This window comes from Cycloclasticus sp., assembly GCA_040743155.1.
Lineage (GTDB): Bacteria > Pseudomonadota > Gammaproteobacteria > Methylococcales > Cycloclasticaceae > Cycloclasticus.
The window spans coordinates 1,585,581-1,610,710 of record JBFLJU010000001.1 but is presented as its reverse complement, the minus strand read 5'-3'; the positions used below and the strand labels follow the sequence as shown (position 1 = coordinate 1,610,710).

Below are 25,130 nucleotides of genomic sequence, written 5' to 3'. Positions count from 1 at the left end.
AGCCTAAATAATGAGTTTGATAAAAAAACAGATTTTCCTATGGGTGTTAGTGAGCTTACTAACGGGGTTATTCGGCTGCGCTGAGCAGCAGGCTGATGGGCTTGAAAAGGCGCAGAAGGAACAGTGGCCACTATCAACGGTGCTGGTAAAGGTAGAGGATTTATCGGTGGATTATCGCACCACAGGCTCTGTTGTTTCCGACCACAGAGTTGATGTGGCGTCGAGAACGACGGGTTATATTCGAAAAATATTGGTACATGAAGGTGACCAAGTAAAAAAAGGTCAAGCATTAGTGATACTGGATGGCGCTGATGTAGAAGGTGCTATTAGGCAGGTGTCCGCTTCGGTGGATAAGGCAGTTTCTGCGTTAAAGGATGCGCAAACTGATCTGGATAGCTTCCAAGCACTGTTTAAGCGTGGCAGCGTGTCGGAAAATAAGTTGAGAAAAATAAAATTACAACGTGACATTGCTCAAGACACATTACGCGCCGCAAAAGCAACGCTACAAACCACGCAGTCACAACGTCAATATACTCAAATTAGCAGCCCAGTAACGGGCGTCGTGGTTGAACGTCATAAACGTGAAGGGGATTTAGCAGCGCCAGCGGTGCCGTTATTGACAGTCGAGTCCAGTGAAGGCTTGTTATTCGAAACGTATATCGCAGAAGGACAAATAAAAAATATCCAACAAGGCGGCAAGGTTAAGGTTGTTATTGATGCGATTGATCAGCCGATTCAAGGCGCGGTTGTTCGTGTTGTTCCATCGGGTGACCCAGTAACACGTAAATCACGCGTTAAGGTGTCTTTGCCAGAAGGCAATAAGCTATTACCGGGGATGTTTGGTCGCACGCATTTTAAAGTAGGTACTAAATCAGTGCCGGTTGTTCGTGTTGAATCAGTGATAACGCGCGCTGGGTTAAGTGGTGTTTTTACGGTTGATGATGAGCAACGTATCAGTTTTAGATGGTTACGACTGGGCAAGCTAATGGATGGCCAATTTGAGGTGTTAGTGGGGTTAAGCGGTGGAGAACGAATCGTTTTGACACCTGATGAACGCCTCCGTGACGGCGACTTTATTCAACGAAAGGATGCAGTTGGTGAATAACAAACAATTAAATCCAGCCGGGTGGGTTGCTCAAGCATTTGTTACCTCAAAACTGACGGTTTTATTTATGCTCAGTTGCGTGTTACTGGGCGTCATGGCTATTTTATTAACGCCACGTGAAGAAAATCCTCAAATTGTCGTGCCCGGTGCAGAAATCTTTGTCAGCATGCCCGGTGCAACGCCAAAGGAAATAGAAGAATTGGTGATTAACCCTCTGGAAGGCATTGTGCGTGAGATTTCGGGTGTGGATCATACGTATGCGACTGCACTGAATTCCATCGCTGTGGTCAGGGTGCAGTTTGAAGTGGGGCTTGATAAAGAACGTTCTTTACTTAAATTGTATGATCGAGTGCTTGGCAAACAAGACCAACTGCCCGCTGACGCATCTGTGCCGTTGATTAGAAGTGTCGATGTTGATGACGTACCCATTATGGCGATTACTCTGGCGTCGGAAAAATATGATGACTATGCACTAAAGCGCTTGGCCGATCATATGGTGGATCGTTTGCGTAGTCTCAATGAAGTATCTGTGGCTTATGTGAAAGGCGGTAGAGACCGAGAAGTGAGAGTGGAACTTGATCCAGAGAGGTTGCTGGCTTTTGGTATTACCCTTGATCAAATGCAAGCGACCTTGCAAGCGGGTAACCTGTCGGCACCGGTTGGTTCACAGGTGCACCAAGGAAAAGTGAGTAGTATTTATTTGGATGGATTTTTAACCTCGGCCGATCAAGTTAAAAAATTAATTGTGGGTAGCTTTAATAAACAAGCTATTTATATGGAAGACGTGGCCGATATTATTGATGGCCCTAGACAAGAACGGGATAAGCTTTCGCGCTTTGCTTATGGCCCCGCCGATCCACGTTTTGGTTCAACTGCCTCGCCCGAAATCCCAGCTGTTTCTATTGCCGTGGCAAAGAAAGTAGGGACCAATGCGGTGGTGGTGGCAGATGATATTTTAGAACGGGTAGAGCGGATGAAGAAAAACTTCATCCCAGCCGGTGTGGATATTATTATCACCCGTAATGATGGGAAAAAGGCAGATGCGGCTGTAAACAACCTTATTGAACACATGGGGATCGCCATTCTTTCTGTGTTTTTAGTGATCGTGCTCTTTCTAGGCTTTAAAGAAGCGCTGATTGTAGGTATTACGGTGCCGTTTATTCTGGCGCTAACGCTGGGTGCTGATTACCTTTTTGGCCCCACAATAAATCGCGTGACACTGTTTGCCTTGATTCTGTCCCTCGGCTTGTTGGTGGATTCGGCGATTGTGGTGATTGAGAATATTCACAGACACTATAAAAACTTATGGTTGAAGGATAAAGTTGACGTCACCGTTATCGCTACGAATGAAATTGGCAACCCAACTAACTTAGCTACCTTTGCCGTTATGTTGGTATTTGGTTCGTTAATGGTTGTTACAGGCATGTCAGGCCAATATTTCTACCCAATTGCGTTTAACGTGCCGGTTGCTATGTTTGCATCCTTATTGGTGGCGTATATTGTTACACCTTGGGCCGCTAACCGTTGGCTTCAGCCGGGTGAGGGTGAGGATTTAGAAACGCATGATGCGGATGACAAACTGCATAAGTTTTACTACAAAATTATCACGCCACTGTTAGATAACAGGCGTTATCGTTACATCACAATATCAGTTATTGTGCTGACGATTGTTTTATCGATGTTACAGCCTGCTTGGCAGTTTATTCGCCCTGCTGGAGTGGGTGGCCCGCTTTCATCAGGCGGGGTGGCTTTAGTTCTGCTGCCAAAAGACAACAAGAATACCTTCAACGTAACGATAGACATGCCAGAGTATACGCCGGTGGAAGTGACCGACCGTGTGACGAGAGAAGTTGGCAATATTTTACGCAATAACGAAAACGTGCTTAATTATCAAAGCTGGGTTGGGCAAATAGGCGTCATTGACTTTAATGGGCTATTAAGAGGGGCTCAGAATAAAAAGGGCGGGTTTGTGGCTGAAGTACGGGTCAATTTAACCGACAAAAAAAGCCGTGATGAGAGCTCTATTGATTTAGTTAAGCAGTTGCGCCCAGCAATGGTGGAACTTCAACAGCGTTACCCTGGCAGCGTTATTCAATTGGTGGAGGACCTTCCTGGGCCACCATTACGCTCGACCGTGTTAGCAGAAATTTACGGTCAAGACAGCGAAAAGCTTCGGGAAATATCCGCTAAAGTGAGCGATGTGTTTAAAAATACTTACGGAGTGATTGAAGTTCATGACTCCGAAGTGGCCGATGTGCCACGAATCCGAGTGGTTGTTGATAAAGAAAAGGCAGCGTTATCGGGTGTCTCTGTAGCGCAAGTTGTACAAGCCCTTCGACGCATGGTTGATGGTGGCGAGATGGGCCGTTTACATATTGCATCGGAGAAAAAAATCGTGCCGATACGCTTACACATTCCCCATAAATATCAGATAGACCCGATTATGTTATCCAGTATTTATTTAACCAATAGACAAGGAAAACGAGTCCCGCTATCTGAGTTAACTCGAGTGATGAAGGATACACAAGACAGACCTATCTTGCATAAGGACTACGAGCGGGTTACGTATGTCGGCGCAGAATTATCCAATACGACACCGGTTAATGCCGTAATGGATATAGATCAACAGATAGATAATATGCAGGTTAGTGCTGGCGAAAGATTAACCACCGGCAACTTGCGTCTGCAATCGATCACGCCAGATACGATTGATGGCTATCAATTATTGTGGGACGGAGAAATTCGACTGACCTTGGATGCTTTTCGTGACATGTTAGGTGCGCTTGGTATCGCTTTAGTGTTTATTTATCTGTTGTTGGTGGGTTATTACGCATCATTTAGAATTTCACTAATTGCCATGTCGGCTATTCCACTCGCCCTTATCGGGGTTTTTCCTGGCCATTGGATAATGGGTGAGCCGTTCACCTCAACATCAATGATTGGGGTGATAGCGTTAGCCGGTGTTGTGGTTCGTAATTCATTGTTAATTATTGATTTTGTTCAAGATTATATGAAGCAAGGGATGTCTGCGCACGCCGCAATTAGGGAAGCAGGTGCCGTTCGTCTAAGGCCTATTCTATTAACCGCACTGGCTATCGTGTTGGGTTCGGCGGTGATGCTGTCTGACCCCGTGTTTGGTGGCTTGGCCATTTCATTAATATTTGGCACGATCGTTTCAACCGCGCTAACACTGGTTGTTATACCCATGTTGTTGTACTCAATGTACCGTCGTCAGTCGTTAAAAAGTAATGCCTTAGGAGATGATTAATGTTATTTAAAAACCACCAGCGTCAAGGCTCTTTATTACTCCTCGGCTTGATATTTTCAGTGTCCGTTAATGCGGAAACACTTCAGCAAGCATGGGATGTGGCCATTGGCTTTGATCACGGCTTAAAGGCCGTGCAAGAAAATACGCAAGCCAGTCAACACCAGCTTAACGCGGCAAAAGCGGCTCGTTTGCCGAGTGTGAGCATTGGCGCGGGCTATACAGCAATGGAGAAGGACCCAGAAGCAAAGGTGAATTTTGGCGGTTTGCCGATTCAATTCCCGTTGGCTGAAAGGGAGAGTTATTCATATCAAGCGATGACGACGTTACCCATTTATACCGGTGGACAAATTAGTAGTCATATCGACGCGGCGAGCTCGTCGTTACAAGCATCAAGAAGCTTTGAGGCAGGCAAGGTGTTAGACCTGAAGCTAGCGGTTGCAGAGACCTATATTGGAGTTTTACGCTCGTCTAAAGCGCTGGAGGTGGCCAATAGCCACGTGACGAGCCTTAAGTCGCATGGGGTAGACGTGGCAAACCTATATGAACAAGGTATGGTGTCACGCAATGATTTGTTAGCCGCGCAGGTTGCATTGGCTGATGCAGTACAGTCGTCGCTCCAAGTGGCTAATAGGGTTGATATTAGTCAGTCTGCCTATAATCGCCTACTAGGCCGTCAGTTCGAAGAGGCTGTTTTATTAGATGAATTAAAGCCGGAAGTGATAGCAAGCTCACTAGATTCGCTAATGGCTCAAGCGATTGAAAAGCGCTATGAACTGCGTGTTTTGAAAGAGCAATCAGACGCATTGAGCTCCAAGGCAGGCGCTATTCGAGCAAAAAATGGCCCCCAAGTTGCGTTGAGTGGTGGTTACGCTTTTCAAGAAAATGAATTCCAAGCATATGAGGGACAATGGCTTGTCGGTGTTGGGATGACATGGACATTATTTGATGCCGGGCTCATTCGAAACCAAGCGTCAGCAACTGAGCGGCAAGCACGTGGATTAGAGCAACAATATGATGACGTGTTGAGCCGGGTGACGCTTCAAGTTAGGCAGTATTGGTTGAATGTGCAAGAAACTCGAAAACGCCTAAGTGTTACTGAACAGTCAATTAGTCAGGCAGAAGAAAATTTGAAAGTTAACCGTGACCGTTATGAACACGGTTTGTCGACCAATACGGATGTGTTAAGTGCAGAAACGTTACGGACCGGCAGTCAATATAATCATGCGAATGCAATTTATGATGCGGTGTTAGCAAGGATTAGGTTAAAACGTGCCATCAGTGACTTATAATTTACGCTAAATGAAAACGGCGACTAACTAAACAATTGATGATGGAACTGTCCACACCAGCACTTTTATTCCCAGCGATATCGCTTTTGCTATTGGCCTACACCAATCGGTTTATGGGCTTAGCGAGTGTCATTCGTGGCCTCCACCGACAGATTAATGAGACAAATAAAGACCTCATTGCGCGTCAGATTATTAGTTTGCGCTTACGTATTAAACTGATTATTTGGATGCAGGTATTGGGCGTACTGAGTATTAGTTTTTGCGTGGCGGCGATGTTTTTCTTATTTCTTGAGTCTGTTCAGTTAGGACAGATTACGTTCATTATCAGTTTGATAATGATGATGTCATCGCTCACCGTTTCACTGTATGAGCTGATTATTTCAGGCCATGCACTTAATATTGAACTAGAAGATATAGAACGTTAAGAAAGGCGTGACCCTTTAAGCTTGAACGGCTTTTTCTGCAGAAATTGGGTTTTGGGTAATGTCTTTTAAAATACCGTTCTCAATGTTGTAAATCCAACCGTGGACGAATAATTCCGCGCCACTTTTCCAAGCATTTTTTACAATAGTGGTGTCGCAAACATTGCTAACTTGCTCAATAACATTTAGCTCACATAAACGATGCTGCATTTCGTTTTCGCTGAGCGTACTTAATTCGTCTTTGTGCAGGCGGTAGACATCTTTAATATGGCCCAGCCAATTATCGATCAGGCCGTGATCCTGATTCTCAAGCGCTGCTTTTATGCCGCCGCAACCATAATGGCCACAAACAATAATATGTTTAACTTTTAAAACTTCAATGGCGTATTGAATAACCGACAGGCAGTTTAAATCGGTGTGAACCACCATATTAGCGATATTACGATGAACAAAAACCTCACCAGGCGCAAGATTGATCAGTTCATTTGACGGTACGCGGCTGTCAGAACAACCAATCCAAAGGTACTCAGGTGCTTGTAATTTAGATAGATTCTTGAAAAAATCCGGGTCTTCTTTGGTAATGGATTCGGCCCAATCTTTATTATTTTTAAACAGGTGTTCCAAAGTTTTCATGTTAGTTAGCCATCGTTGTTTGTTAACTGCTTTATCCAGATTTAAATTCTACCTTAATAACGAAATAAGCTCACCCTTGAGTTGCGCTATTAGTGTGCAATATAGGTTTATTCCAATAACCATATTGGAGTTGAAAAACACGCTAGAAAATATTTTAGAGGAAGGTAAAGGTCAATTATTTGTGCTAAATAAGTAGGTATGCTGAATTGGTCGCCGTGATGTTTGATACTTTATATGAAGTGTTTTTATGGGTCTTTGGAGTGACTTGTTAGGTCGTTGGGGTGGTGTTTTATCACTACGGGTTATTCTTTTTATATTGAGCATAGCGGGGTTTATTGCTTGGTTTGTAAAGAATAGTGGGTGATGGTTTGCTCTGTTACTTTGTTAGCGGTAGTGAGTAACCCGCTTTTTGTAATTCCGCAGTCATCAGGAGCGGGTGAGTTGCATAAGCTAAAAAGCCTTGAGCCTGTCTAAAAAATAGCTTCTTTATCGACAGGCAGGTAGATATTTAGTTATTGTCGGCATTAGGTTTAAGGTATATGCTAAAAGTCTCAAACACTGACAGGAGGTTCGGATGAGTCATCATACCTATAAACATATCGAGTTGACGGGCAGTTCAGAAGTGGGGTCAGATGACGCCATCAAAAATGCTGTTGAAGCGGCCTCCCAAACTGTTAAAAACATGGATTGGTTTGAAGTCGTTGAGACCAGAGGGCATATCGTTGATGGTGGTGTAAAACACTGGCAAGTCACGTTGAAAATAGGGTTTAGACTAGAAAGCTAATACGTGGTTTCTACTGTTGCTCCGTGACAGCGGGCGGTATATAGACGTGGCGAAAGTAATGGCTATATTAGCCAAATAAGTTGCGTCTGAACACCTGAGCGGTGGTTGCTGTTGGTTAGATAGTTGGTCGATGAAAGGCAAACGTGGAAAAATATAAACAAATTACCGTGTATTACGACCAGTCGTGCCCTAGTTGTGTGGAAGACAGGCGGGTGTTTGAACGACTGGCAGGGAAGAGGGCTTCACGTTTCATTTGGTTTGACATTACCCATCAAGACGAAGCCTTGCTTGAATTGGGTATCCAACCGATGAAAGCGCTGAGGGAGCTACATATTAAAACTGCCAATGGCGAGATCTACTCTGAAATGGACGCCTATAGCATCATCATGAAACAAATACCGTTGTTATGGCCATTGGGCGTGGTTATTTGCTTACCCATTATAAAACCGATATTGAGTCATTTTTATCGTAAATCTGTCGATAAGCGGCTAGCTTGTCAGCTGCCTTAAGGGCTTTCAACCGACTTGGGCAATATAGTTTATCGCTTGTTTTAACGAATCTAAACTATGCGCAGAGGCGTGTTTATCAATATACAGTTGTATATCCAGCATCGTGCCCTTGTTTGGGTTGTAGCCCTCTCGCCCCAGCATAGGGTTTAGCCATACAATTTTTTTACAGGCGTCTTTTATGACCTTTAATTCGTCTACCAGTTGTTCGGGTTTATTGGTGTCAAAACCATCGCTGATAATAATAAAGATGGTTTTAGAATTCAGCGTCTTAGCCGCGTATTTCGCGTTAAAACGGTGTAGAGAATCAGCGATACAGGTGCCGCCTTTCCAAAGGTTATTGCGTGCTTCAAATTGAATACGCATTTTCTCGATAGATGGCTCTCGGTAAAAGTCCGTCACCTTAAATAACTCGGTATGAAAGGCGAACGCCTCGCTGGATTTAAATGCCCGTATCAAGCCACGCGCAAAGCGGAATAACAGAGGGTTATTCCACGCCATAGAATGCGAAACATCGTGCAAAATAACTAGATGGACGGGTTTACGTACACGCTGTTTATAGAATATCTGTTTCGGGTGGCCGCCGTGCGATAGGTTGCGCCGAATCGTTTGGCGAATATCAATTTTGCTCCCCTTTGTGCGGATTACGTGTTGGTGGCTAAGCCGCTTGCTAAGTTTTTGCGCCAGTAGCTCTGCCAAGCGCTCAATCTCCATCATCGCTTTTTGGTCTTTTAAAAACCTAAAGTCCATTGTAGAAAAAGTGTTTTGCTTGCCGGCGCCAACACAAGTCTCATTCGACATGTCTTTAACTAGCTCGGGCACCTCGTGCGAACTACCGCTAAAGCCCGTTACCTTATTTACAGGAGGCATGTGCTGCAAGTCTTTTGAAGGGGCGCTATCTTGGGTGCCGTCCTCAATTTCTTTGGATTGCCAATACAGGTTAAATAGCAGCTCGTATTGCTGCCATTCCAAATAGCTGTGGCAGGTAAGCGACCTTAAAACATGTTTGATGGAGGTCTTATCAAAAGGCAATTTCCCAAGGCTAGAAAGCGCATCCAAAATTTCTTGAATACCCACCGTGTAACCTTTTTCACGAAGAAAATGGATAAAGCCAATAATGCGGTCTGTGGGTTGGGCGGTGTCCACCGGTTGAGTCTTTAAGACAACGTGTTTAAGATTTTGCTCACTTCAGTGCTATCCAAGCGAGTAACGTCATCCTGCGTTTTAAGCAAACAACTACGCGATGAGTTAATTATAAAATCATCGCTAATCAGTGTCTCAATGCTTTGTTCCATCAACGCGCTGGCCCAATCCAAGGTTTCAGCAATGCCGGGTTGTTTGCGTAAGTCATAGTCACGAAGTTTTTGTAAAAACTCCGCCACTTGCTGCGCCAGCGTATCGTGAATATCAGGCAAACGCGCATGAATAATACGTAGCTCTTTTTCAAAGTTCGGGTATTCCATGTAGTGGTATAAACAGCGGCGGCGTAGCGCATCGCTTAATTCACGCGTACCGTTGGACGTTAAAACAACCATAGGAATAGTCGTCGCCTGCATCGTACCCAATTCAGGAATGGTAATTTGGAAGTCGGATAAGAGTTCCAATAAAAACGCCTCGAATGCCTCGTCAGCGCGATCAATCTCGTCAATCAAAAGCACCGGTGTTTTGCTTTGGCGTATCGCTTGCAACAAAGGCCGTTCCAACAAAAATGTCTCGTTAAAAATACCAGCGTCTTTTTGTTCGTAACTCGCGTTACCGTCTTCCATCATCTTAATAGATAGCAATTGATGCGAATAATTCCACTCATACATCGCCGTACTGGCGTCCAAGCCCTCATAACACTGCAAGCGAATCAGCGAGCAATCATGTATCTGTGCTAACACCTTAGCAATTTCGGTTTTACCCACACCGGCTTCACCCTCAATCAATAAAGGCCGCTCCAAAGTTTCCATTAAAGAAAGCGTCGTTACCAAATCTGCATCGGCAATGTAGCTGTGCTGTTCTAACTGTTGACCTAGTTGTTCAAATTTATTGGGCATAAAAAATATTTACTGATTTAGTGAATTTATCTTAGGAAGGTTTTGGGGGTATTGCAAACGTAATACTCCCGTTGTTAGCTATTAAATAGCCAACAACTGTTAACGTAAGGCACTTTTATTAAATATGAATAAAAGTGACCCAGTTGTATAAGAACGCGGCATTGAAGCGTTTGATATTGTAGTAACCGACTATCACTAGGAGTCTATGATGATTAACAGCCCATTCTACCCCGGTGTTTTCCTCCAAGAACTACTGGAAGAAATGAACATAACCCGTATCGTTTAGCAAAAGACACACTTATGCCTGCAACCCGAATGTGAGACCTTACGGAAAGACGTTCGATTACGCCAGATACAGCAATTAAGGTTGGCTAAATACTTCAATACCACGCCCGATTATTGGGTAAGCCTACAAAGTAGCTACGACTTAAGCCAGTGCCACCCGCAGCATATAGAAGATATTCAGGCGATAGCTTAAATGAGTTTGTGGAAATGCAGAATCAAGTTGGCTTGTATCTAACCCCTTGAATTATATTAAGTCGCATAATGGCCCTTTTTGGCATAATTAGCTTTTTTATGCAGAAAGATAACGGCCACACCCGCCAAAAAAGAACCTGACGCCATAATAATGGCTACGTTTTCAAAGGCTAAGCCAGCTGCGAATAAAAAACCAGGAATCATAGGGCCAATAACAGCGCCACCACGACCAACACCGAGCACTATGCCCGAACCTGAGCCTAAAACCGAAGAAGGAAAACTGCTTGCAAATAGTCCAAAAAAACCTGAAATAGCGGCCATGACAAAGGTGCCAGCAAAGAAGCCCATCAATTTCATATTTACCATGCTGTCCGTAAAGTGTGGGAATAGAGCCACGCCTACTGCTGTCAGCATAAGGCTTGCTAACATCAAAGACCTAATTGGTATAAATCGAGCACATAAACTTATGCCTATAGATCCAAGGATGCCGCCTAAACTGACAACACCTAGAATTTCAGTAGCTTGAGAGACTGTGTAACCTAAATCCGTAACAGCCGTTGGCAGCCACTTTACAAAGTAATAGTACGTCATTACATTTCCGAAATACGCAAAGCATAATAGCAAAGTAATATACCGCAAGTTTGGACTAAACAAACTTTTCATCCCAACGACTTCCGCTTCTTGTTCAGCCACTGACGGTAAGGATTCAGGTGGTGTATGCCCTAAGCGACGCATGATTTTTTGTATCTGTTCTAAAGCATCTGTAGGGCGCTTACGATTTAAAAATGAAACCGTTTCTGGTACATAAAAGTAAACAAGAGGGATGAACAGAAAGCTCAAAAAGGTACCCAGATAAAAGGCAATACGCCAGTCATATTGTTTAAGTAAAGGGGCGAGAAAGGTTGCGCCAATATAAATGCCAAGTGGAAACCCACCCGCAACGAGAGAGACCGACATAACTCGGTTTTTATTATTACAAAACTCCGAACATGTCGCTGTTGCTGTTGCCATAATGCCACCTATCCCTAAACCAGTAAACAAACGAGCCGCTCCCAGTACGTAGATGTTTGGCGCAAGACCAGCAACGAACATACCAAGAGTAACAATAGTGATTCCTGACAACATGGTAAAACGCCGTCCATTATTATCGGCAAATGAGCCGAATAAAACCGCCCCCCCGGCCATACCAGCTAATTCAATCGACAACACAATGCCAAGGACAGATTTCGACAGACCCCACTCTTGTGTAATACCCGGAGCAGCAAACGCGATGGATAAAACATCATAGCCATCCAGTGCCAATGTGCCGATACAAATCGCAACAATGACCCATTGCCCAAAGCCCATAGGATCCGATTTCAACCGTTCAAGTGCAGTTACGTCGCTTACCATCTTGTTTCCTTATTTTATTTAAAATTAATTTTGCCGCGTCCAAAATCAAGCTGGCTGACTTCTTGATACGCCCTTTCGCAATTTGTGTTTTACCTACACCTGCTTCACCTTTAATTTATAAAGGCCGTTCCAAAGTTTACATTAAAGAAAGCGTCGTCACCAAATTTGTATCAGAAATGTAGCTGTGCTGTTCTAACTGCTGGACTAGTTGTTCAAATTTGTTGGGCATGAAATTAACTTTGATTACATTAAATTTAGTGTGGAAATTATTACGGTATAAATCAACAACGTTTGGATATGATCTAATAAGATATATATTTGTTTGTGGCCTTAGGATGCAGAGTGTCTTGAAATGGAGTTCCTGAGTATGAAAAAAGTTTCGGTGAGTTTTCAATGAAACGCGCCTATTATTCTTCGACTATTTTTGAGTTTTGCGAACAAGAGCTAGATCAGATTCTTGGTCAAATGGCGCGAGAGCACTCGTTTGATTTGACAGGCTTGCAAAGAGACGCATGGGTTGAGCAAACAGTATTGTTAAAAAAAATATTGTTTACTCATAAAGGAAAAATATATTTCGAATTTTCAATTCCTCGGATGGGTAGGCGAGTTGATGCTGTAGTTATTGTTGGCCCTGTTGTGTTTGTTATTGAGTTTAAAGTTGGGGCAAAAAGCTTTGAGTCTGCTGATTTAGATCAGGTCATGGATTACGCGTTAGATTTGCATAACTTTCATGAGGGTAGCCATAGAGCAATACTTATACCGATACTAGTCGCAACTAATGCGCCAACCTTTGAGGGGCAACCTAATAAGCTTCCAGATGAGGGTGTATTGTCGCCGATTCGTTGCAATAGTAAGAATCTGGAAGACGTTATAACTAGAGTTTTAAATTTACAGCTTGGACAGTTGATTGATTGTGGTGCTTGGGAAGCTAGCGGTTATAAGCCAACTCCGACTATTATTGAAGCAACGTTGGCTCTTTACAATGGCCATTCAGTGAGCGAGATTTCACGTAGTGATGCAAGCACTTTAAATTTGTCAGAAACGTCTAATACTGTTGCGGAGATTATTGCTCGTTCGAAAACAAACGCTGAGAAATCTATAGTGTTCTTGACAGGCGTACCTGGTGCAGGCAAAACATTAGTGGGGCTTGATATTGCCACATTGCATATAGAGCCTAAAGATGAGCTTTATAGTGTATTTCTTTCAGGTAATGGCCCATTAGTAAAAATCCTACAGGAGGCCTTAGCGCGTGACAAAGTTGCTAGGGTGAAGGCGAAAGGTGAAAAGATACGCAAAGGTGATGCGTTAAGTGAGGTTAAGGCCTTTATCCAAAACGTTCATCACTTTCGTGATGAAGGCCTGCTGGATATTTCGAAACCTCCTATTGAACATGTTGTGCTATTTGATGAAGCCCAAAGGGCATGGACAAAAGCTCAAACAATTAAATTTATGCGTGCGAAGAAGAATCAACCTGATTTCGACCAGTCTGAGCCTGAGTTCTTGATTTCATGTATGGATAGGCATGATGATTGGGCAACAGTTGTTTGTTTGGTAGGTGGGGGTCAGGAAATAAATACGGGTGAAGCAGGTATTAGTGAGTGGTTTAATGCAGTCGAGAAGTCTTTTCCTCATTGGAAAATTTACCTTTCTGAGCACTTGACCGACAGTGAATACGGTGCAGGTGAAATTGTTGAGCATGCTAGAAAAAATGCGATGGTTACTTTTCGGCCAGAACTACATTTAAGAACGTCTGTACGTTCTTTTCGTAGTGAAAAAGTATCACTATTTGTAAAACAACTGCTGGACCTAGATGAAGAAGCTGCGCGTGAAAATTTATCGAATATTCATAACAAGTATCCTATCGTACTTACAAGGGACCTTGATACAGCTAAAAGTTGGGTTAAAACACAAGCGCGAGGTTCAGAGCGTTATGGAATGGTGGTCTCATCTCAAGCAGAGCGCTTGAGACCACACGCGATAGATGTACGCGTAAAATCTAACCCAGTGCATTGGTTTTTAAATGGTAAGGATGATGTCCGTTCATCTTATTATCTTGAAGATGCTGCAACTGAATTCGATGTGCAAGGGCTTGAGTTAGATTGGGTATGTATGGCTTGGGATGCGGACTTTCGTTATGACCAAGAAAGTTGGAAAAACTGGTCATTTCGCGGCAGTCGATGGCAGCGAATAAATAAGCTTGAACGGCAAACATATCAAAAGAATGCTTATCGTGTTTTGTTAACTAGAGCGAGACAAGGCATGGTGATATTTGTGCCAGAGGGAGATGATACCGACCACACTAGGCCAAGCAAATATTATGACGCGACATTTAATTATTTGAAAAATTTGGGTTTAAGGATGCTTTGATGGTTCAAAGAAACTTGATAATAAGCAAAGTTGGCTGATTGGGTAAAACTAAGTTATGAAGAACTGATGGGCATGCATAATATCCATGAAAATTTTTATTCAAAGTAGGAGAGTCTGTGCTTGATCAAATAGATGCTGGATTTTCTTTATGGGACAGGTTTAAAAAACATCGTACTAAAAGCGGGGGTAAATACTCTGTTGCTGGTCGTTTTATTAAGCTATTTGAAGGGCATAATGTACATAAAAATCAGATACCTCGGTTCTTTGGTAGGGGTTTAACGTTAGAAGATGTTAGTACAGAAAAAGACCTTATGCCTAAATTGAATCAGAGCTGCTAACTGATGCCGCGGAGCTTTTCGCTGTTCGATTAGAATGGCTAGAAGGTGTAGATGATCAATTGTATGAGACGCATTGTTTTTATAAACAACCGAAGGCGTATTCAAGGTTTCTGGATGAGTTATTAAAACCCCCTTCAGAGCATTATGTGCACGCGCTACTTGTGCTTTCAACTGATGTAGAGCAAGAGAATACAATTCTAGTTCTGGATGAAGTGATAGGGAATATAGGTGAAAAGAGTATTTACCGACATCACTTGTGTGCTGGTTGGAGTCATAATTATTGGAAGTGCCGAGCAGATTTGGCTGCCTGTGTGGCGATAACTTTAAATCGGCCAGTTAGTTTTAAGGGGTTTAAAACGAAGAGCAATGTTTCAAGTTTGTGCGAGGGCAACGAGTTTGTAGGTGAGCTGATGGAACACCGTAGACGGACTGTAAATAGTGGGCAATGGCACCCTGAGGATTGGTTGTTTAGCCCTGACAGTTTTTTAGAAGGTGTAACTGAAGGTGATTTTGGTACAAAGAATGCTTTAACACGCTGGCTCAGTTACGAAGAGGATGGGGTGATGGAAGTAGGCTATGCTCGCGGAAGCGCCAGAAATAAATTTGAAGAAGCCCTTAAAAATTTGGAGTAAATATTAGGCTCGCCTTGAATCAGTTTGTACTTATTATCTCCTCATAATTCCTAATCATCCAATCTTTACCAATAGCGGAAAACGGTAACTTTAAGCCCAGTTCAGGTACTTCAAGGCTAATCCACGCGGTAAACGAATTGCTGTTTGGTCCCGGCCAAAGTGTGTATTCATTTGGGAATGGGTAGCTTTTAACGGCTTGTTCTACCTTTGGGATAAGTTGACTGGCTTGTTCACCGCGGTAGTCGGCGAGTAGTTTGGGGTCTGAGCCAAACCAGAAGCGATCTGGAATGTCTTCTGTAACGACGAGTACGGGGCGATTACGACGTTGGTTCCAGCCGAATACTTGATAGGTGGTGTAGGTGTGCGCCCCAGCGGGTTTGATGGCTATCCACGTATGTATGGCGAAGATGCCGCGCCATCCGTAGGCGTCTGCGGCGTACACTTGCAGCACGGCCTCGCTGGTTTCGCTAGGCAATGGTGCAATATTGGCCGAGTGGCGTTTGTTGAAATCAGAATAGCTGAATGACATGGCCATGCTCAGAATGGGTAGGATAACCATAATGGCCAGTACGGTGATGAGTATCCATGCGGGTCTTATTAGCCATTTGTTTGATGTGGTTTTGTTCGTCATTTAGATTCCGCTGAATAACTTGGACGCCGTGTAGTTGCAATCAAGTTGGCTAACCCCTTGATTTCATGCACAAGTTGGCCGACCCTTGATTTCACTTAAGTTAATGTGTTTGATATCGCTTTTTGTAATCGTTCAAAGCCGACTTCTAATGAAGGCAATAAGTTAGCCAGACTTTCAAGCTTTCCATCTTTACCTAGTATCTCCATGTTTTTAGCAATTCTAGCAACCTCACTGCCACCAATACTTGCTGAAGCCCCCTTAAGTCTATGCGCAATAGCGGCGGCTTGTTTTACGTCATCCGTTTCAATGGCTGTTTTTAATTGCGCCAGTTGCTCCACGGTGTCATCGATAAAAGCACTTGTTATTTTACGAATTTGATCAGTATCGCTAGCGAATAATTCTTGTAACGTCTCAACGTCGAAATCTTGTAGCTTGCTTGTTATTTCATTCGTCTCGGTATCTATTTGGGTGTCAGGCGTATTTGCATCACGGCGACTGTCATCGGTGTCCGTTTGAGCGTCTTGTTGTTTCTGACAATATTGGGGGAGCCATTTACTCAGTGCCTCGTGGAGTAGTGTTGGGTTGACGGGCTTAGCTATGTGAGCGTTCATACCGGCATCAAGGCACTGTTTGACGTCTTCGGCCATTGCATTGGCGGTCATCGCGATAATCGGAATGTCGTGTTGTAAAACGTTTGATTTAGAATGGCGAATCGCCTTGGTAGCCTCAAATCCATCCATAACGGGCATCTGACAATCCATAAACACTAAATCGTAGCGTTGTCTGTTAAGTGCCTCAATGGCCTCTCGTCCATTAGCCGCTATTTCAACGCGGAGGCTAAACTTTTCAAGCATACCTCTGGCGACTAATTGATTAGTAATATTATCTTCGACGACGAGCACTTTCGCGTCAAATAATTGCATTTCACGTGCGGTATGCCGGGTAATTAGGCGGTCGTCGTCGCCTTCAAGTCCATTGACTTGAAGAATGGCGTTATAAAGCTCCGATTGATTGACTGGTTTAGTCAAGAAGGCATTAAAGCCAATGGCTTGCATCTTTTTTGCATCTCCGCGTCGCGCTTGTGAGGTAAGAAGCATTAAGTGTAAGCCTTTAAAGGCCTTATTATCTCGGATAGCCTTAGCTAATTGTACGCCATCCATTTCAGGCATTTGCATATCGATAATAACGGTTGTAAAAGGCCGGCCTTCGTCAAAAGCTGCACTCAACGTTAATAGAGCGTCTTTTGCACTTTCAACCTCGTCGCTATCCATTTTCCAAAGAGTAAATAACTGTGTTAGTAACGAGCGGTTGGTGTAATTATCGTCAACAATTAGAATTCGTCCGTCATTCAAAGCGGCTGATGGAGGAGGCGCCATTTTACGTTGACTATGTTCGAGCTCAACAGTGAAAAAGAAGGTGGAACCATCATTAATTGTGCTTTCCACGGTTAACTCACCGCCCATCATTTCTACTAACTGTTTTGAGATGGCTAAACCTAAACCTGTACCGCCAAACTTACGGGTAGTGGAATTGTCAGCTTGGGTAAAACGTTCAAAAAGCCCACTTTGTTGTTCAGACGTTAAGCCAATGCCGGTGTCTGTTATCTCTGCAAGAAGATAAAATTTTTCGCCATCAGCAACGACTTTAGCGCTAACGGATACTTCGCCATGTTCGGTAAACTTAATAGCATTGCCGATGAGGTTGGAGAAGACTTGACGAATACGACCGGGGTCGCCTCTGTACCAATTCATCGGTACAGGGTTGGAGGGGCAAATGAACTCAAGTTGTTTTTCTTCGGCTCGGTATGCAAAAGATTCAGCAATATCTGACATGAGCGTTCTAAGGTCAAAGTCGATGAATTCCAAATCGAGCTGGCCGGCCTCTACTTTAGAGAAGTCGAGGATGTCATTAATAATGCTCAATAAATTAGTGGCGCTATTTGAAACAATTCTTGCACGACTAAATTGCTCTTGGTTTAGTTCGCTGTCTAGTAATAAATTTGCCATACCAATCACACCATTTAACGGTGTACGAATCTCATGGCTCATGTTGGCTAAGAAGGCGCTTTTGGCAAGAGAGGCTTCTTCGGCTTCCGCTCTTTTGGCAACCAAATCGCTTTGTGCCAGTTCCATCTCTTCTATTGTCACTTGGAGTTGCTGGGTCATAGCATTGAATGACTCGGCTAAACGTCCGATTTCATCATTGCTGACAATTTCTATATGATGAAAATAATCGCCGTCCGCCACACGCCGAGTTCCATCGCTAATGATGTTGAGGGAACTTAAGATCGTGCGTAATAAATAATACGCAGCTCCGAAGGCTAAGAGGATAGAGAGAACGGTGATAATGATCGATTGATAGAAAGCTTTTGAGGCGGCGTCTGCCGCTTCCTTCTCTCTGCTTTGTACCAGTGCTTTTTCAACGGCGACAAATTCGCCGATCTTGGCTCTTATTGAGTCAACGATCTTCTTGCCGGTTTCCCTTTCAATTAAACGGGTAACATCGGTCATGGTTGCGGCTGTCTGATCAAGTGTTTTTCGTAACCCTATTTCTGGTTCACTTGCTTGCTCGCGCCATTGCTCAACTTTTTTTCTTAAGGTATTAATTTTCACCAGCATGGCATGACTGTTATACCCTGCTTTAATAAGCTGACGAATCTCTGCTAGATGCAGCCTTACGTTGGCCTTGCCTTGATCGAAGGGTTGTAAGAATTCTTTTTTACCCGTTATTAGGTAGCCTCTTTGCCCTGTTTCCATATCCACAATGTCTTTTTCAAGCGACATAATGAGTCCTTGTGCTGGCTCATTCTGCGCTTTGACGAACATATGATTTAGCTCGTCTTGTAAACGCCGAATGTTATCTAAGACACCTTTTCCAATACCTTTCGACACAACGGATTCAATCTGTCTAAACTTTTTCTTTCCCGCGTTCACTTGATGGCGTAACAAAATTTCAGGTTCGCCAGCAACCTTCTGCCACTTTTCTATTTCAGATTCTATCTTGTTGATTTGAGTCAATGCACTATCAACATCAAAGGCCTGTGTCGCCGTATTTGATAGCGCTGCGGTTGACCTTCGGAGGTTCTTGATGCCGTTGTAGTAGGGCTCTAAGAAGGAGTTTTCTCCTGTTATGATGTAGCCACGCTGCCCTGTTTCTTGGTCAACTAAGAACTTTGCAATTTGCAAAATTAAGTATTCTCCCTTCAAGTTCTTGGCAGCTATAAAATCAGCCTTTATCTCGTCAAGGAGAGACCGAGTTTCATCGAGAATACGTTTTCCTTTGCCTTGCTTAAGAACATTTTGTATTTGCGTGGCGGCAGCGGACCGGCTTTTGTCGACGTATTGTCGGCTAGTAAAGGTGGGTTCAAGAATAGATTGGTACCACGCTAACATGTTTAACCTTAGCGCTTCGATATCCGCTTGCATCTCGGGTAGGTCATTAGCTTTATATGATTTGGCAACATAAACGGAGAGGTTTATGAGAAGTTTTGTGGCCATGTCTCGATGATGCTTTAAACGCTCATATTGCTCCGTGTCACCGCTAACCATAAACCGGAGAAAGCTGGTTTCTTGGCTGCTGATATTATGATCAATATTAGTAACAATCGATTTGCCTCTTGCTTGACCGGTCAGGTTAAACTTTTCCCCAATTTTCTTGATGCTTGCTCGACTTTGAGATAAATCAGACTCTTGACTAACAGTCCGCTGCAGGAATTCTATAGGCGATAGCCCAGACTCATTGACTTCTCGACGGATTTTTATTTCAACCTTCGCGGCCTTTTCTTGCCACTCACTTAATGCGAGCTCAATGCTTTCTACTTTACGAAAAACATCATTTTTGTCGTAAGCATTTTGGGTGATACTTTTGAGGGTCGCAATGTTTTCCTTAAAACTGGCTTGACCTAGCTCGTAAGGCTTGAGGAACTCTTGCTGGCCTGTAATAAGGTAGCCACGTTGCCCCGTTTCTTGGTCAACCATATCTTTCGCTAAAGACAATACGACAATCTGCGCGGTGTTGTTCCCAGAAGTAATAAATATGTCTTGTAGTTTCTTTAACGTTAGCCTCAATTTGTCAAGAATGCCTTTACCAACGCCGGTTGAAAGTACTTTCTCCATTTGGTAAAATAAGGCTTCGGCTTCGGCTTCGGCTTTTTTTGTCATCACTTGCCGACGAATATTAATTTCGGGGATAGCCGCTTTTTCACGCCAATTTGCAGCGAGCTGTTCTGTTCTTGCAATAAGAGACGAGACTTCATCGGCGGACGGTGAGTTGAGAATAAGCGATTTTAGTTCGCTCACATGTTGATTGAAGTTCGCTTGTCCTTGCTGGTACGGTTCAAGAAACTCGTCCTCTCCTGTAATAAGAAACCCGCGTTCACCGGTTTCCTGATCAACAATATCCTTAAGGATTGCAACTAATAGATTTGATGCTTTCTGATTTTTTGATAAAAGAAATGTTTCATTGAGCTCATCGGCAATCGTCCGAATTTTATCAAGAATTTTTTTGCCAGTTTCCTTTTGCAGAATGGTTTGAATATGATCTAGGCTTATAGACTCTATTCGTACTTTTCTTCGCTGATTTATTTCGGGCGTTGCCGCAAGTTCTAACCACTGCTGTTTTAACTCATTAATCTTCTTAATATTACTGACTTGTTGAAGGTTATCGGATACCAGTTTCTGTAGAACACTTATCTTCTTACCCCATTGTTCGTTTGCAGCAACGAAGGGTTCCAAAAACACCTCTTTACCGGTAATCAAGAAGCCGCGTTCACCTGTCTCCATGTCGACCATTAATTTTTCTAAGGAATTGACTTCTGAGATGACCTCTTGGGTGTGCTGAACCCATTTTCCAGTTTCAATTAGAGCTTGCGAGTTGCGATGATTAATAAGGGATGCTGCTGTCATCAGCACGATAGGCAAGGCAAAACCTATAATGATTTTTGTGCTAATGCTTAGTGTGTTTAGCCAGTGTAGGGGGCGTTGTGGGGCATTCATAAATAATTACTTACTTATAAGCGAGTTTAGGGTGTGCTCATGCAGATGATGCGTGAACGTGTTTTTGATAGTTGCGGCCATCCTAGCTCGATACATTTGGACTGATCCCAATAAACAGTTTATTAACTATAGTAGAAAAAAGAATAACTGGGTAAGCTTTATTGTGAAGGTCTGAGCCAAATATAAAAAACCAACGTCGATACGTTAAGGCTTTGATAATGGGCTCCTCCGACAGGGCTCGAACTAGTGCTCGAAGGGTTAACAGTCATTTATGCTGTGCTCTAGACTAGGCCTAATGATCATTTGTTAACAACCGCCTCATGATTCCTAATCACCCAACCCTTAGCAATAGCGGAGAAGGGCAACTTTAAGTCCTGTTCATGTGTTATCCATGGAATAACTTGGAAGCTGTGCAATTACAAAATTTCATCGTAAAATCTTAGTGGCTCAATTTTTATTCGTTAATAGCGGGTGTAAATGCTCCCAAACCTTATCAGCAATAAGCGGCTGTGCTTTTTCATTAGGGTGTAGGCCATCTGATTGCATCATACCTTGCGCTAGGGCCACGTCTTCTAAAATAAAGGGGACGAAAGGGATCTCCATTTCTTCGGCTAAATCAGGGTAGTTGTTGTAGAACATATCGGTATAGCGTTTGCCATAATTAGAAGGGATACGCATGCTGAGCAACAGTACGCCAGCGCCTGTTTCTTGGATTCGGTGGATGAGTTTACGTAGGTTCTGCTTAATTAAAACTGGCGGCATACCGCGTAAACCATCGTTTGCGCCAAGTTCTAGTAGAACTATCTCGGGCTTATATTGTTCTAAGGCTTTGTCGATTCGGGCAAGCCCACCTGCCGTTGTATCACCACTAATACTTTTGTTAATTAGTGTGTAAGGGCTGTTTTGTTCGTTAAGTGTTTGTTGTAATACGCTTACCCAACCTTTGTTGATGGGCATACCGTAACCAGCGCTTATACTATCGCCTAATACCATGATGGTTTTGGCGAAAGACGCTGAAGAAAATAATACGATTATTAATATTAAATGAAGTCTTATCATGTCGAAAAACACTAGCCCTATTATTGAAACAAAAAACTTGGGAAAAACAGTAGCGGTCGCAGATGGGGATTTAAGTATTTTAGCCTCTGTTGATTTAACAATTAACCGCGGAGAAAGTATAGCGATTGTGGGGGCGTCTGGCTCGGGTAAATCGACCTTACTGGGTTTGCTTGCGGGCTTGGATAGTCCAACTGACGGTACTATAAAGCTAAACGGTGAAGAACTGACCGCCTTAGATGAGGACGGACGGGCTGATGTTAGAAATAAATTAGTGGGTTTTGTTTTTCAATCCTTTCAATTAATGCCGCGTTTTACGGCACTTGAAAATGTGATGTTGCCGCTGGAATTGCGCGGCGATAAGCAAGCAAAGCAAACCGCTATAGATCTGCTGGAGCGGGTTGGGCTGGGGCGTCGCTTAGACCATACGCCAATGAAGCTGTCGGGTGGTGAGCAGCAGCGCGTCGCACTGGCGCGTGCCTTTGTAACGCAACCGGCTATTTTATTTGCCGATGAACCCACTGGAAATTTAGACAGTAAAACGGGTGAGCAAATTATCGAGCTGTTATTTGAACTGAATCAGGAAAAACACACCACCTTGGTGTTAGTCACGCACGATACGGCGCTAGCCTCACGCTGTCAGCGCAGTGTGCTCATTGATGCGGGTCGGCTTGTATGAATAGGTTAAGTTTAGCGTTACGTTTTTTAAGGCGTGATGCTCGACACGGGGAATTAACGCTGCTTATTTTGGCTTTAATCATCGCGGTAACGAGTTCAACGGCGATTAGCCTATTTGCCGATCGCCTACACCGAACGATGAATCTTCAGGCGGCAGAGTTTTTAGCGGCTGATTTGGTGGTGACCAGTTCTGACGTCATTCCAAAAAGCTGGTTTGAGACAGCCAGCCAGATGGGGCTAAAACAAGCCAGAACGGCTGAATTTTCAACGGTGCTGATCGAAAATGATGAGCTACTATTGGCGGGGATAAAAGCCGTTAGTGATGCGTACCCATTACGCGGGCATTTGAAAACGATGGCAGCGGCTGATGCGCAAGAGCTGGTGCAGCAACAAGGGCCGCAAGCGGGCTCGGCGTGGGTGGATAAACGCGTGCTGTCGGCCTTAAAACTTGAGATTGGTGATTCGCTAACGGTGGGTGAAAAGTCGTTAGTCGTGAGCCATATTATTAGCTATGAGCCCGATAAACGTGGCGATATTTATAGCTTGTCGCCCCGTGTGTTGATGAATGATGCTGACCTGCAAGCCGCCAACGTGCTGCAGCCGGGAAGCCACGTTCATTACTTTTTCCAATTTAGCGGCGAGGCGGATGCGATTAAACGCTTTAATGCGTGGGTAAAGCCGTTGTTAGAAGTCTCGCAGCGATTAATGGATGTACAAGATGACCGGCCTGAGATAGGCAGTGCCTTGTCGCGGGCAGAACGCTATTTAGGCTTATCAAGTATCTTGGTTATCTTGATTGCGGGCGTGGCGATTGCCATGTCCAGTCGCCGATACAGTGAGCGGCATTTTAATTCAACGGCGGTGTTACGCTGTTTGGGTTGTCAGCAAAACGATATTTTGGTGATTTTTCTGTACCAATTTTTGGTGTTGGGCTTAGTGGCGTGTTCTATCGGCTTATTGCTGGGCTGGTTTACGCAAGAGGCGTTGTTTCACCTGTTGCGTAGTTTATTGCCGGCAAAGGTATCGCAGCCTAGTTTGATTGCTGTGCTGCTGGGTTTTTTGACCGGGTTTGCTATTTTGATAGGTTTCTCATTGCCGCCGTTACTGCGCTTAAAACGGGTGTCGCCTTTGCGTGTTTTGCGTCGTGAGCTAGAACCGCTAAGTAATAGTGCTTGGCTGGTGTATGGCTTGGCCCTAATGTTAATCGCAGGGTTAATTTTTCAATATACCCATGACTTGGCATTAATGCTGTCGATTATCGGGGGTGGCCTGCTAGCGGTGCTGTTGTCGGCGGGGTTGTTATACACAGTATTATTGCAATGTCGACGGTTGTTGCCTCACGTTGGGCTGGGCTCGCGATTGGGTTTGCAAGGCGTACTGAGAGAGCCGAAGGCGAGCGTGACCCAAATTCTGGCGTTCAGTATTACCTTGTTAGCGATGTTACTTAGTTTTACCGTAAGAAACGATTTGCTAAGTGATTGGCAGCAACAATTGCCGGATGAAGCGCCGAACTACTTCGCCATTAATATCTTCCCCAACCAAGTCGCTTCCTTTGAAGAGCAATTGAAGGCGCATCATATTCCGGCTGCAAATTTTTACCCTATCGTACGTGGGCGTTTGGTGGGCATCAATGGTACGCCGGTGCAGCAAATTGTCAGTAAAGACTCGCAGGGGGAACGGGCAACGCACCGCGATTTAAGTTTAACCTGGGGTGATACCCTGCCATCAGATAATAAGACGCTTGCTGGGCAGTGGGGCAACGCAAAAAAAGGTGAGGTGTCTATTGAAAGCAAGTTAGCGGACAGTTTGAATGTGACGTTGGGCGATAAGCTGACCTTCAGTATAGGCAGTGAGCAGATTCAAGCCGTTGTGACACACGTACGCAGTGTGCAGTGGGATACGATGAAGCCTAACTTTTACATGGTTTTTTCTGAACAAACGTTAGCAGGTCACCCGACAACGTATATCACCAGCTTTTACTTATCCGACAGTCATAAAAAGTTACTGAACGGTTTGGTGAAGCAATTTCCGGCGATGACCGTGTTGGAAGTGGATGCAATGTTAAAGCAAATTAAAATGATCCTAACGCAATTAACCGCAGCCATTAATTACTTATTATATTTCGCGCTATTGGCAGGGTTCACGGTACTGTTCGCCTCTATTTATTCAACGTTAGACCAGCGAATTTCTGAAGGCGCATTAATGCGAACCTTGGGTGCCAGCCGGGAATTGTTGAGGAGTGCTCATTTAGTCGAGTTCGCCATAATTGGCCTGATGTCAGGCTTAATTGCTGTGTTGATGTTCCAGCTGGTGTTGTTTGGTCTATATACCTATGTTTTGCATTTAGATTTCCACTTTAATGTATGGCTGAGCATAAGTGTGCCGCTATTAAGCGCCATTTGCGTGATGCTGGCCGGTTTGTGGGGCGTAAGAGCCGCTGTTAATAAACCACCGATGCTGGTGTTAAGAGAAGCTTAAGTTAGCGTCAATGCATTGCTTATTTTTAATTAATTTCTTTA

At 43.9% G+C, this 25,130-nt stretch carries 19 protein-coding genes; 12 read left to right on the top strand and 7 right to left on the bottom strand.

From position 1 onward, the window contains the following. Nucleotides 1–10: 10 nt before the first annotated feature. Genes AB1Y31_07615 through AB1Y31_07600 form a run of 4 tightly spaced genes read left to right on the top strand, consistent with a single transcriptional unit; the run spans nucleotide 11 to nucleotide 6,087 of the window. Nucleotides 11–1,105 carry an efflux RND transporter periplasmic adaptor subunit gene (locus tag AB1Y31_07615; protein MEW4983034.1) on the top strand — a complete coding sequence of 365 codons (1,095 nt, stop codon included), beginning with the start codon at nucleotides 11–13 and terminating at the stop codon, nucleotides 1,103–1,105. Beyond that, nucleotides 1,098–4,373, top strand: a complete 3,276-nt coding sequence (locus AB1Y31_07610) for an efflux RND transporter permease subunit (protein MEW4983033.1) — start codon at nucleotides 1,098–1,100, stop codon at nucleotides 4,371–4,373. The genes AB1Y31_07615 and AB1Y31_07610 overlap by 8 nt, the downstream gene beginning before the upstream one ends. Continuing rightward, the gene (locus AB1Y31_07605; protein ID MEW4983032.1) at nucleotides 4,373–5,662 is read left to right on the top strand and encodes a TolC family protein; all 1,290 of its coding nucleotides are present in this window, start codon (nucleotides 4,373–4,375) and stop codon (nucleotides 5,660–5,662) included. The genes AB1Y31_07610 and AB1Y31_07605 overlap by 1 nt, the downstream gene beginning before the upstream one ends. Nucleotides 5,663–5,703: 41 nt before the next feature. Next, nucleotides 5,704–6,087 (top strand): DUF2721 domain-containing protein, encoded by a 384-nt coding sequence (locus AB1Y31_07600; GenBank protein MEW4983031.1) that lies wholly within the window; start codon nucleotides 5,704–5,706, stop codon nucleotides 6,085–6,087. 15 nt (nucleotides 6,088–6,102) lie between these two features. Here the strand turns inward: AB1Y31_07600 and can are convergent, their stop codons facing one another. Beyond that, complete coding sequence (can, locus tag AB1Y31_07595) at nucleotides 6,103–6,717, bottom strand: carbonate dehydratase (protein ID MEW4983030.1); 615 nt, start codon at nucleotides 6,715–6,717, stop codon at nucleotides 6,103–6,105. A gap of 247 nt (nucleotides 6,718–6,964) precedes the next feature. Between can and AB1Y31_07590 the strand changes: the two genes are divergently transcribed. The 3 genes from AB1Y31_07590 to AB1Y31_07580 all read left to right on the top strand — a co-directional run bounded on the left by AB1Y31_07590 (nucleotide 6,965) and on the right by AB1Y31_07580 (nucleotide 8,010). Next, on the top strand, nucleotides 6,965–7,081 hold the full coding sequence (locus tag AB1Y31_07590) for a DUF3149 domain-containing protein (protein ID MEW4983029.1): 117 nt from the start codon (nucleotides 6,965–6,967) through the stop codon (nucleotides 7,079–7,081). A gap of 210 nt (nucleotides 7,082–7,291) precedes the next feature. After that, nucleotides 7,292–7,501, top strand: a complete 210-nt coding sequence (locus tag AB1Y31_07585) for a dodecin (protein ID MEW4983028.1) — start codon at nucleotides 7,292–7,294, stop codon at nucleotides 7,499–7,501. Nucleotides 7,502–7,644: 143 nt separating this feature from the next. Next, nucleotides 7,645–8,010, top strand: coding sequence for a DUF393 domain-containing protein (locus tag AB1Y31_07580; protein MEW4983027.1), 366 nt, complete (start codon nucleotides 7,645–7,647; stop codon nucleotides 8,008–8,010). Between the two features lie 6 nt (nucleotides 8,011–8,016). Here AB1Y31_07580 and AB1Y31_07575 read toward each other — a convergent pair whose 3' ends face one another. The 3 genes from AB1Y31_07575 to AB1Y31_07565 all read right to left on the bottom strand — a co-directional run bounded on the left by AB1Y31_07575 (nucleotide 8,017) and on the right by AB1Y31_07565 (nucleotide 11,915). Then, the gene (locus AB1Y31_07575) at nucleotides 8,017–9,153 is read right to left on the bottom strand and encodes a VWA domain-containing protein (protein ID MEW4983026.1); all 1,137 of its coding nucleotides are present in this window, start codon (nucleotides 9,151–9,153) and stop codon (nucleotides 8,017–8,019) included. An 11-nt stretch (nucleotides 9,154–9,164) separates the two neighbouring features. Beyond that, nucleotides 9,165–10,046: a MoxR family ATPase gene (locus AB1Y31_07570; GenBank protein ID MEW4983025.1), complete on the bottom strand. Its 882-nt coding sequence runs from the start codon at nucleotides 10,044–10,046 to the stop codon at nucleotides 9,165–9,167. Between the two features lie 534 nt (nucleotides 10,047–10,580). Continuing rightward, nucleotides 10,581–11,915, bottom strand: coding sequence for an MFS transporter (locus tag AB1Y31_07565; GenBank protein MEW4983024.1), 1,335 nt, complete (start codon nucleotides 11,913–11,915; stop codon nucleotides 10,581–10,583). A 393-nt stretch (nucleotides 11,916–12,308) separates the two neighbouring features. Between AB1Y31_07565 and AB1Y31_07560 the strand changes: the two genes are divergently transcribed. The 3 genes from AB1Y31_07560 (at nucleotide 12,309) to AB1Y31_07550 (ending at nucleotide 15,252) form a co-directional block, all read left to right on the top strand. Further along, nucleotides 12,309–14,282: a DUF2075 domain-containing protein gene (locus AB1Y31_07560; GenBank protein MEW4983023.1), complete on the top strand. Its 1,974-nt coding sequence runs from the start codon at nucleotides 12,309–12,311 to the stop codon at nucleotides 14,280–14,282. Between the two features lie 116 nt (nucleotides 14,283–14,398). Next, nucleotides 14,399–14,620, top strand: coding sequence for a hypothetical protein (locus tag AB1Y31_07555; GenBank protein MEW4983022.1), 222 nt, complete (start codon nucleotides 14,399–14,401; stop codon nucleotides 14,618–14,620). 146 nt (nucleotides 14,621–14,766) lie between these two features. Next, complete coding sequence (locus AB1Y31_07550) at nucleotides 14,767–15,252, top strand: hypothetical protein (GenBank protein ID MEW4983021.1); 486 nt, start codon at nucleotides 14,767–14,769, stop codon at nucleotides 15,250–15,252. A 19-nt stretch (nucleotides 15,253–15,271) separates the two neighbouring features. Here AB1Y31_07550 and AB1Y31_07545 read toward each other — a convergent pair whose 3' ends face one another. From AB1Y31_07545 to AB1Y31_07535, 3 genes are all read right to left on the bottom strand, one after another. Next, nucleotides 15,272–15,883, bottom strand: a complete 612-nt coding sequence (locus AB1Y31_07545; GenBank protein ID MEW4983020.1) for a DUF3750 domain-containing protein — start codon at nucleotides 15,881–15,883, stop codon at nucleotides 15,272–15,274. A gap of 95 nt (nucleotides 15,884–15,978) precedes the next feature. Next, on the bottom strand, nucleotides 15,979–20,877 hold the full coding sequence (locus AB1Y31_07540) for a CHASE3 domain-containing protein (protein MEW4983019.1): 4,899 nt from the start codon (nucleotides 20,875–20,877) through the stop codon (nucleotides 15,979–15,981). A gap of 447 nt (nucleotides 20,878–21,324) precedes the next feature. Then, nucleotides 21,325–21,936: an arylesterase gene (locus tag AB1Y31_07535; protein ID MEW4983018.1), complete on the bottom strand. Its 612-nt coding sequence runs from the start codon at nucleotides 21,934–21,936 to the stop codon at nucleotides 21,325–21,327. Between AB1Y31_07535 and AB1Y31_07530 the strand changes: the two genes are divergently transcribed. Then, nucleotides 21,935–22,612 (top strand): ABC transporter ATP-binding protein, encoded by a 678-nt coding sequence (locus tag AB1Y31_07530; protein ID MEW4983017.1) that lies wholly within the window; start codon nucleotides 21,935–21,937, stop codon nucleotides 22,610–22,612. The genes AB1Y31_07535 and AB1Y31_07530 overlap by 2 nt on opposite strands. After that, on the top strand, nucleotides 22,609–25,089 hold the full coding sequence (locus AB1Y31_07525; GenBank protein MEW4983016.1) for an FtsX-like permease family protein: 2,481 nt from the start codon (nucleotides 22,609–22,611) through the stop codon (nucleotides 25,087–25,089). Before AB1Y31_07530 ends, AB1Y31_07525 begins: the two co-directional genes overlap by 4 nt. The last annotated feature ends 41 nt before the right edge of the window (nucleotides 25,090–25,130 follow it).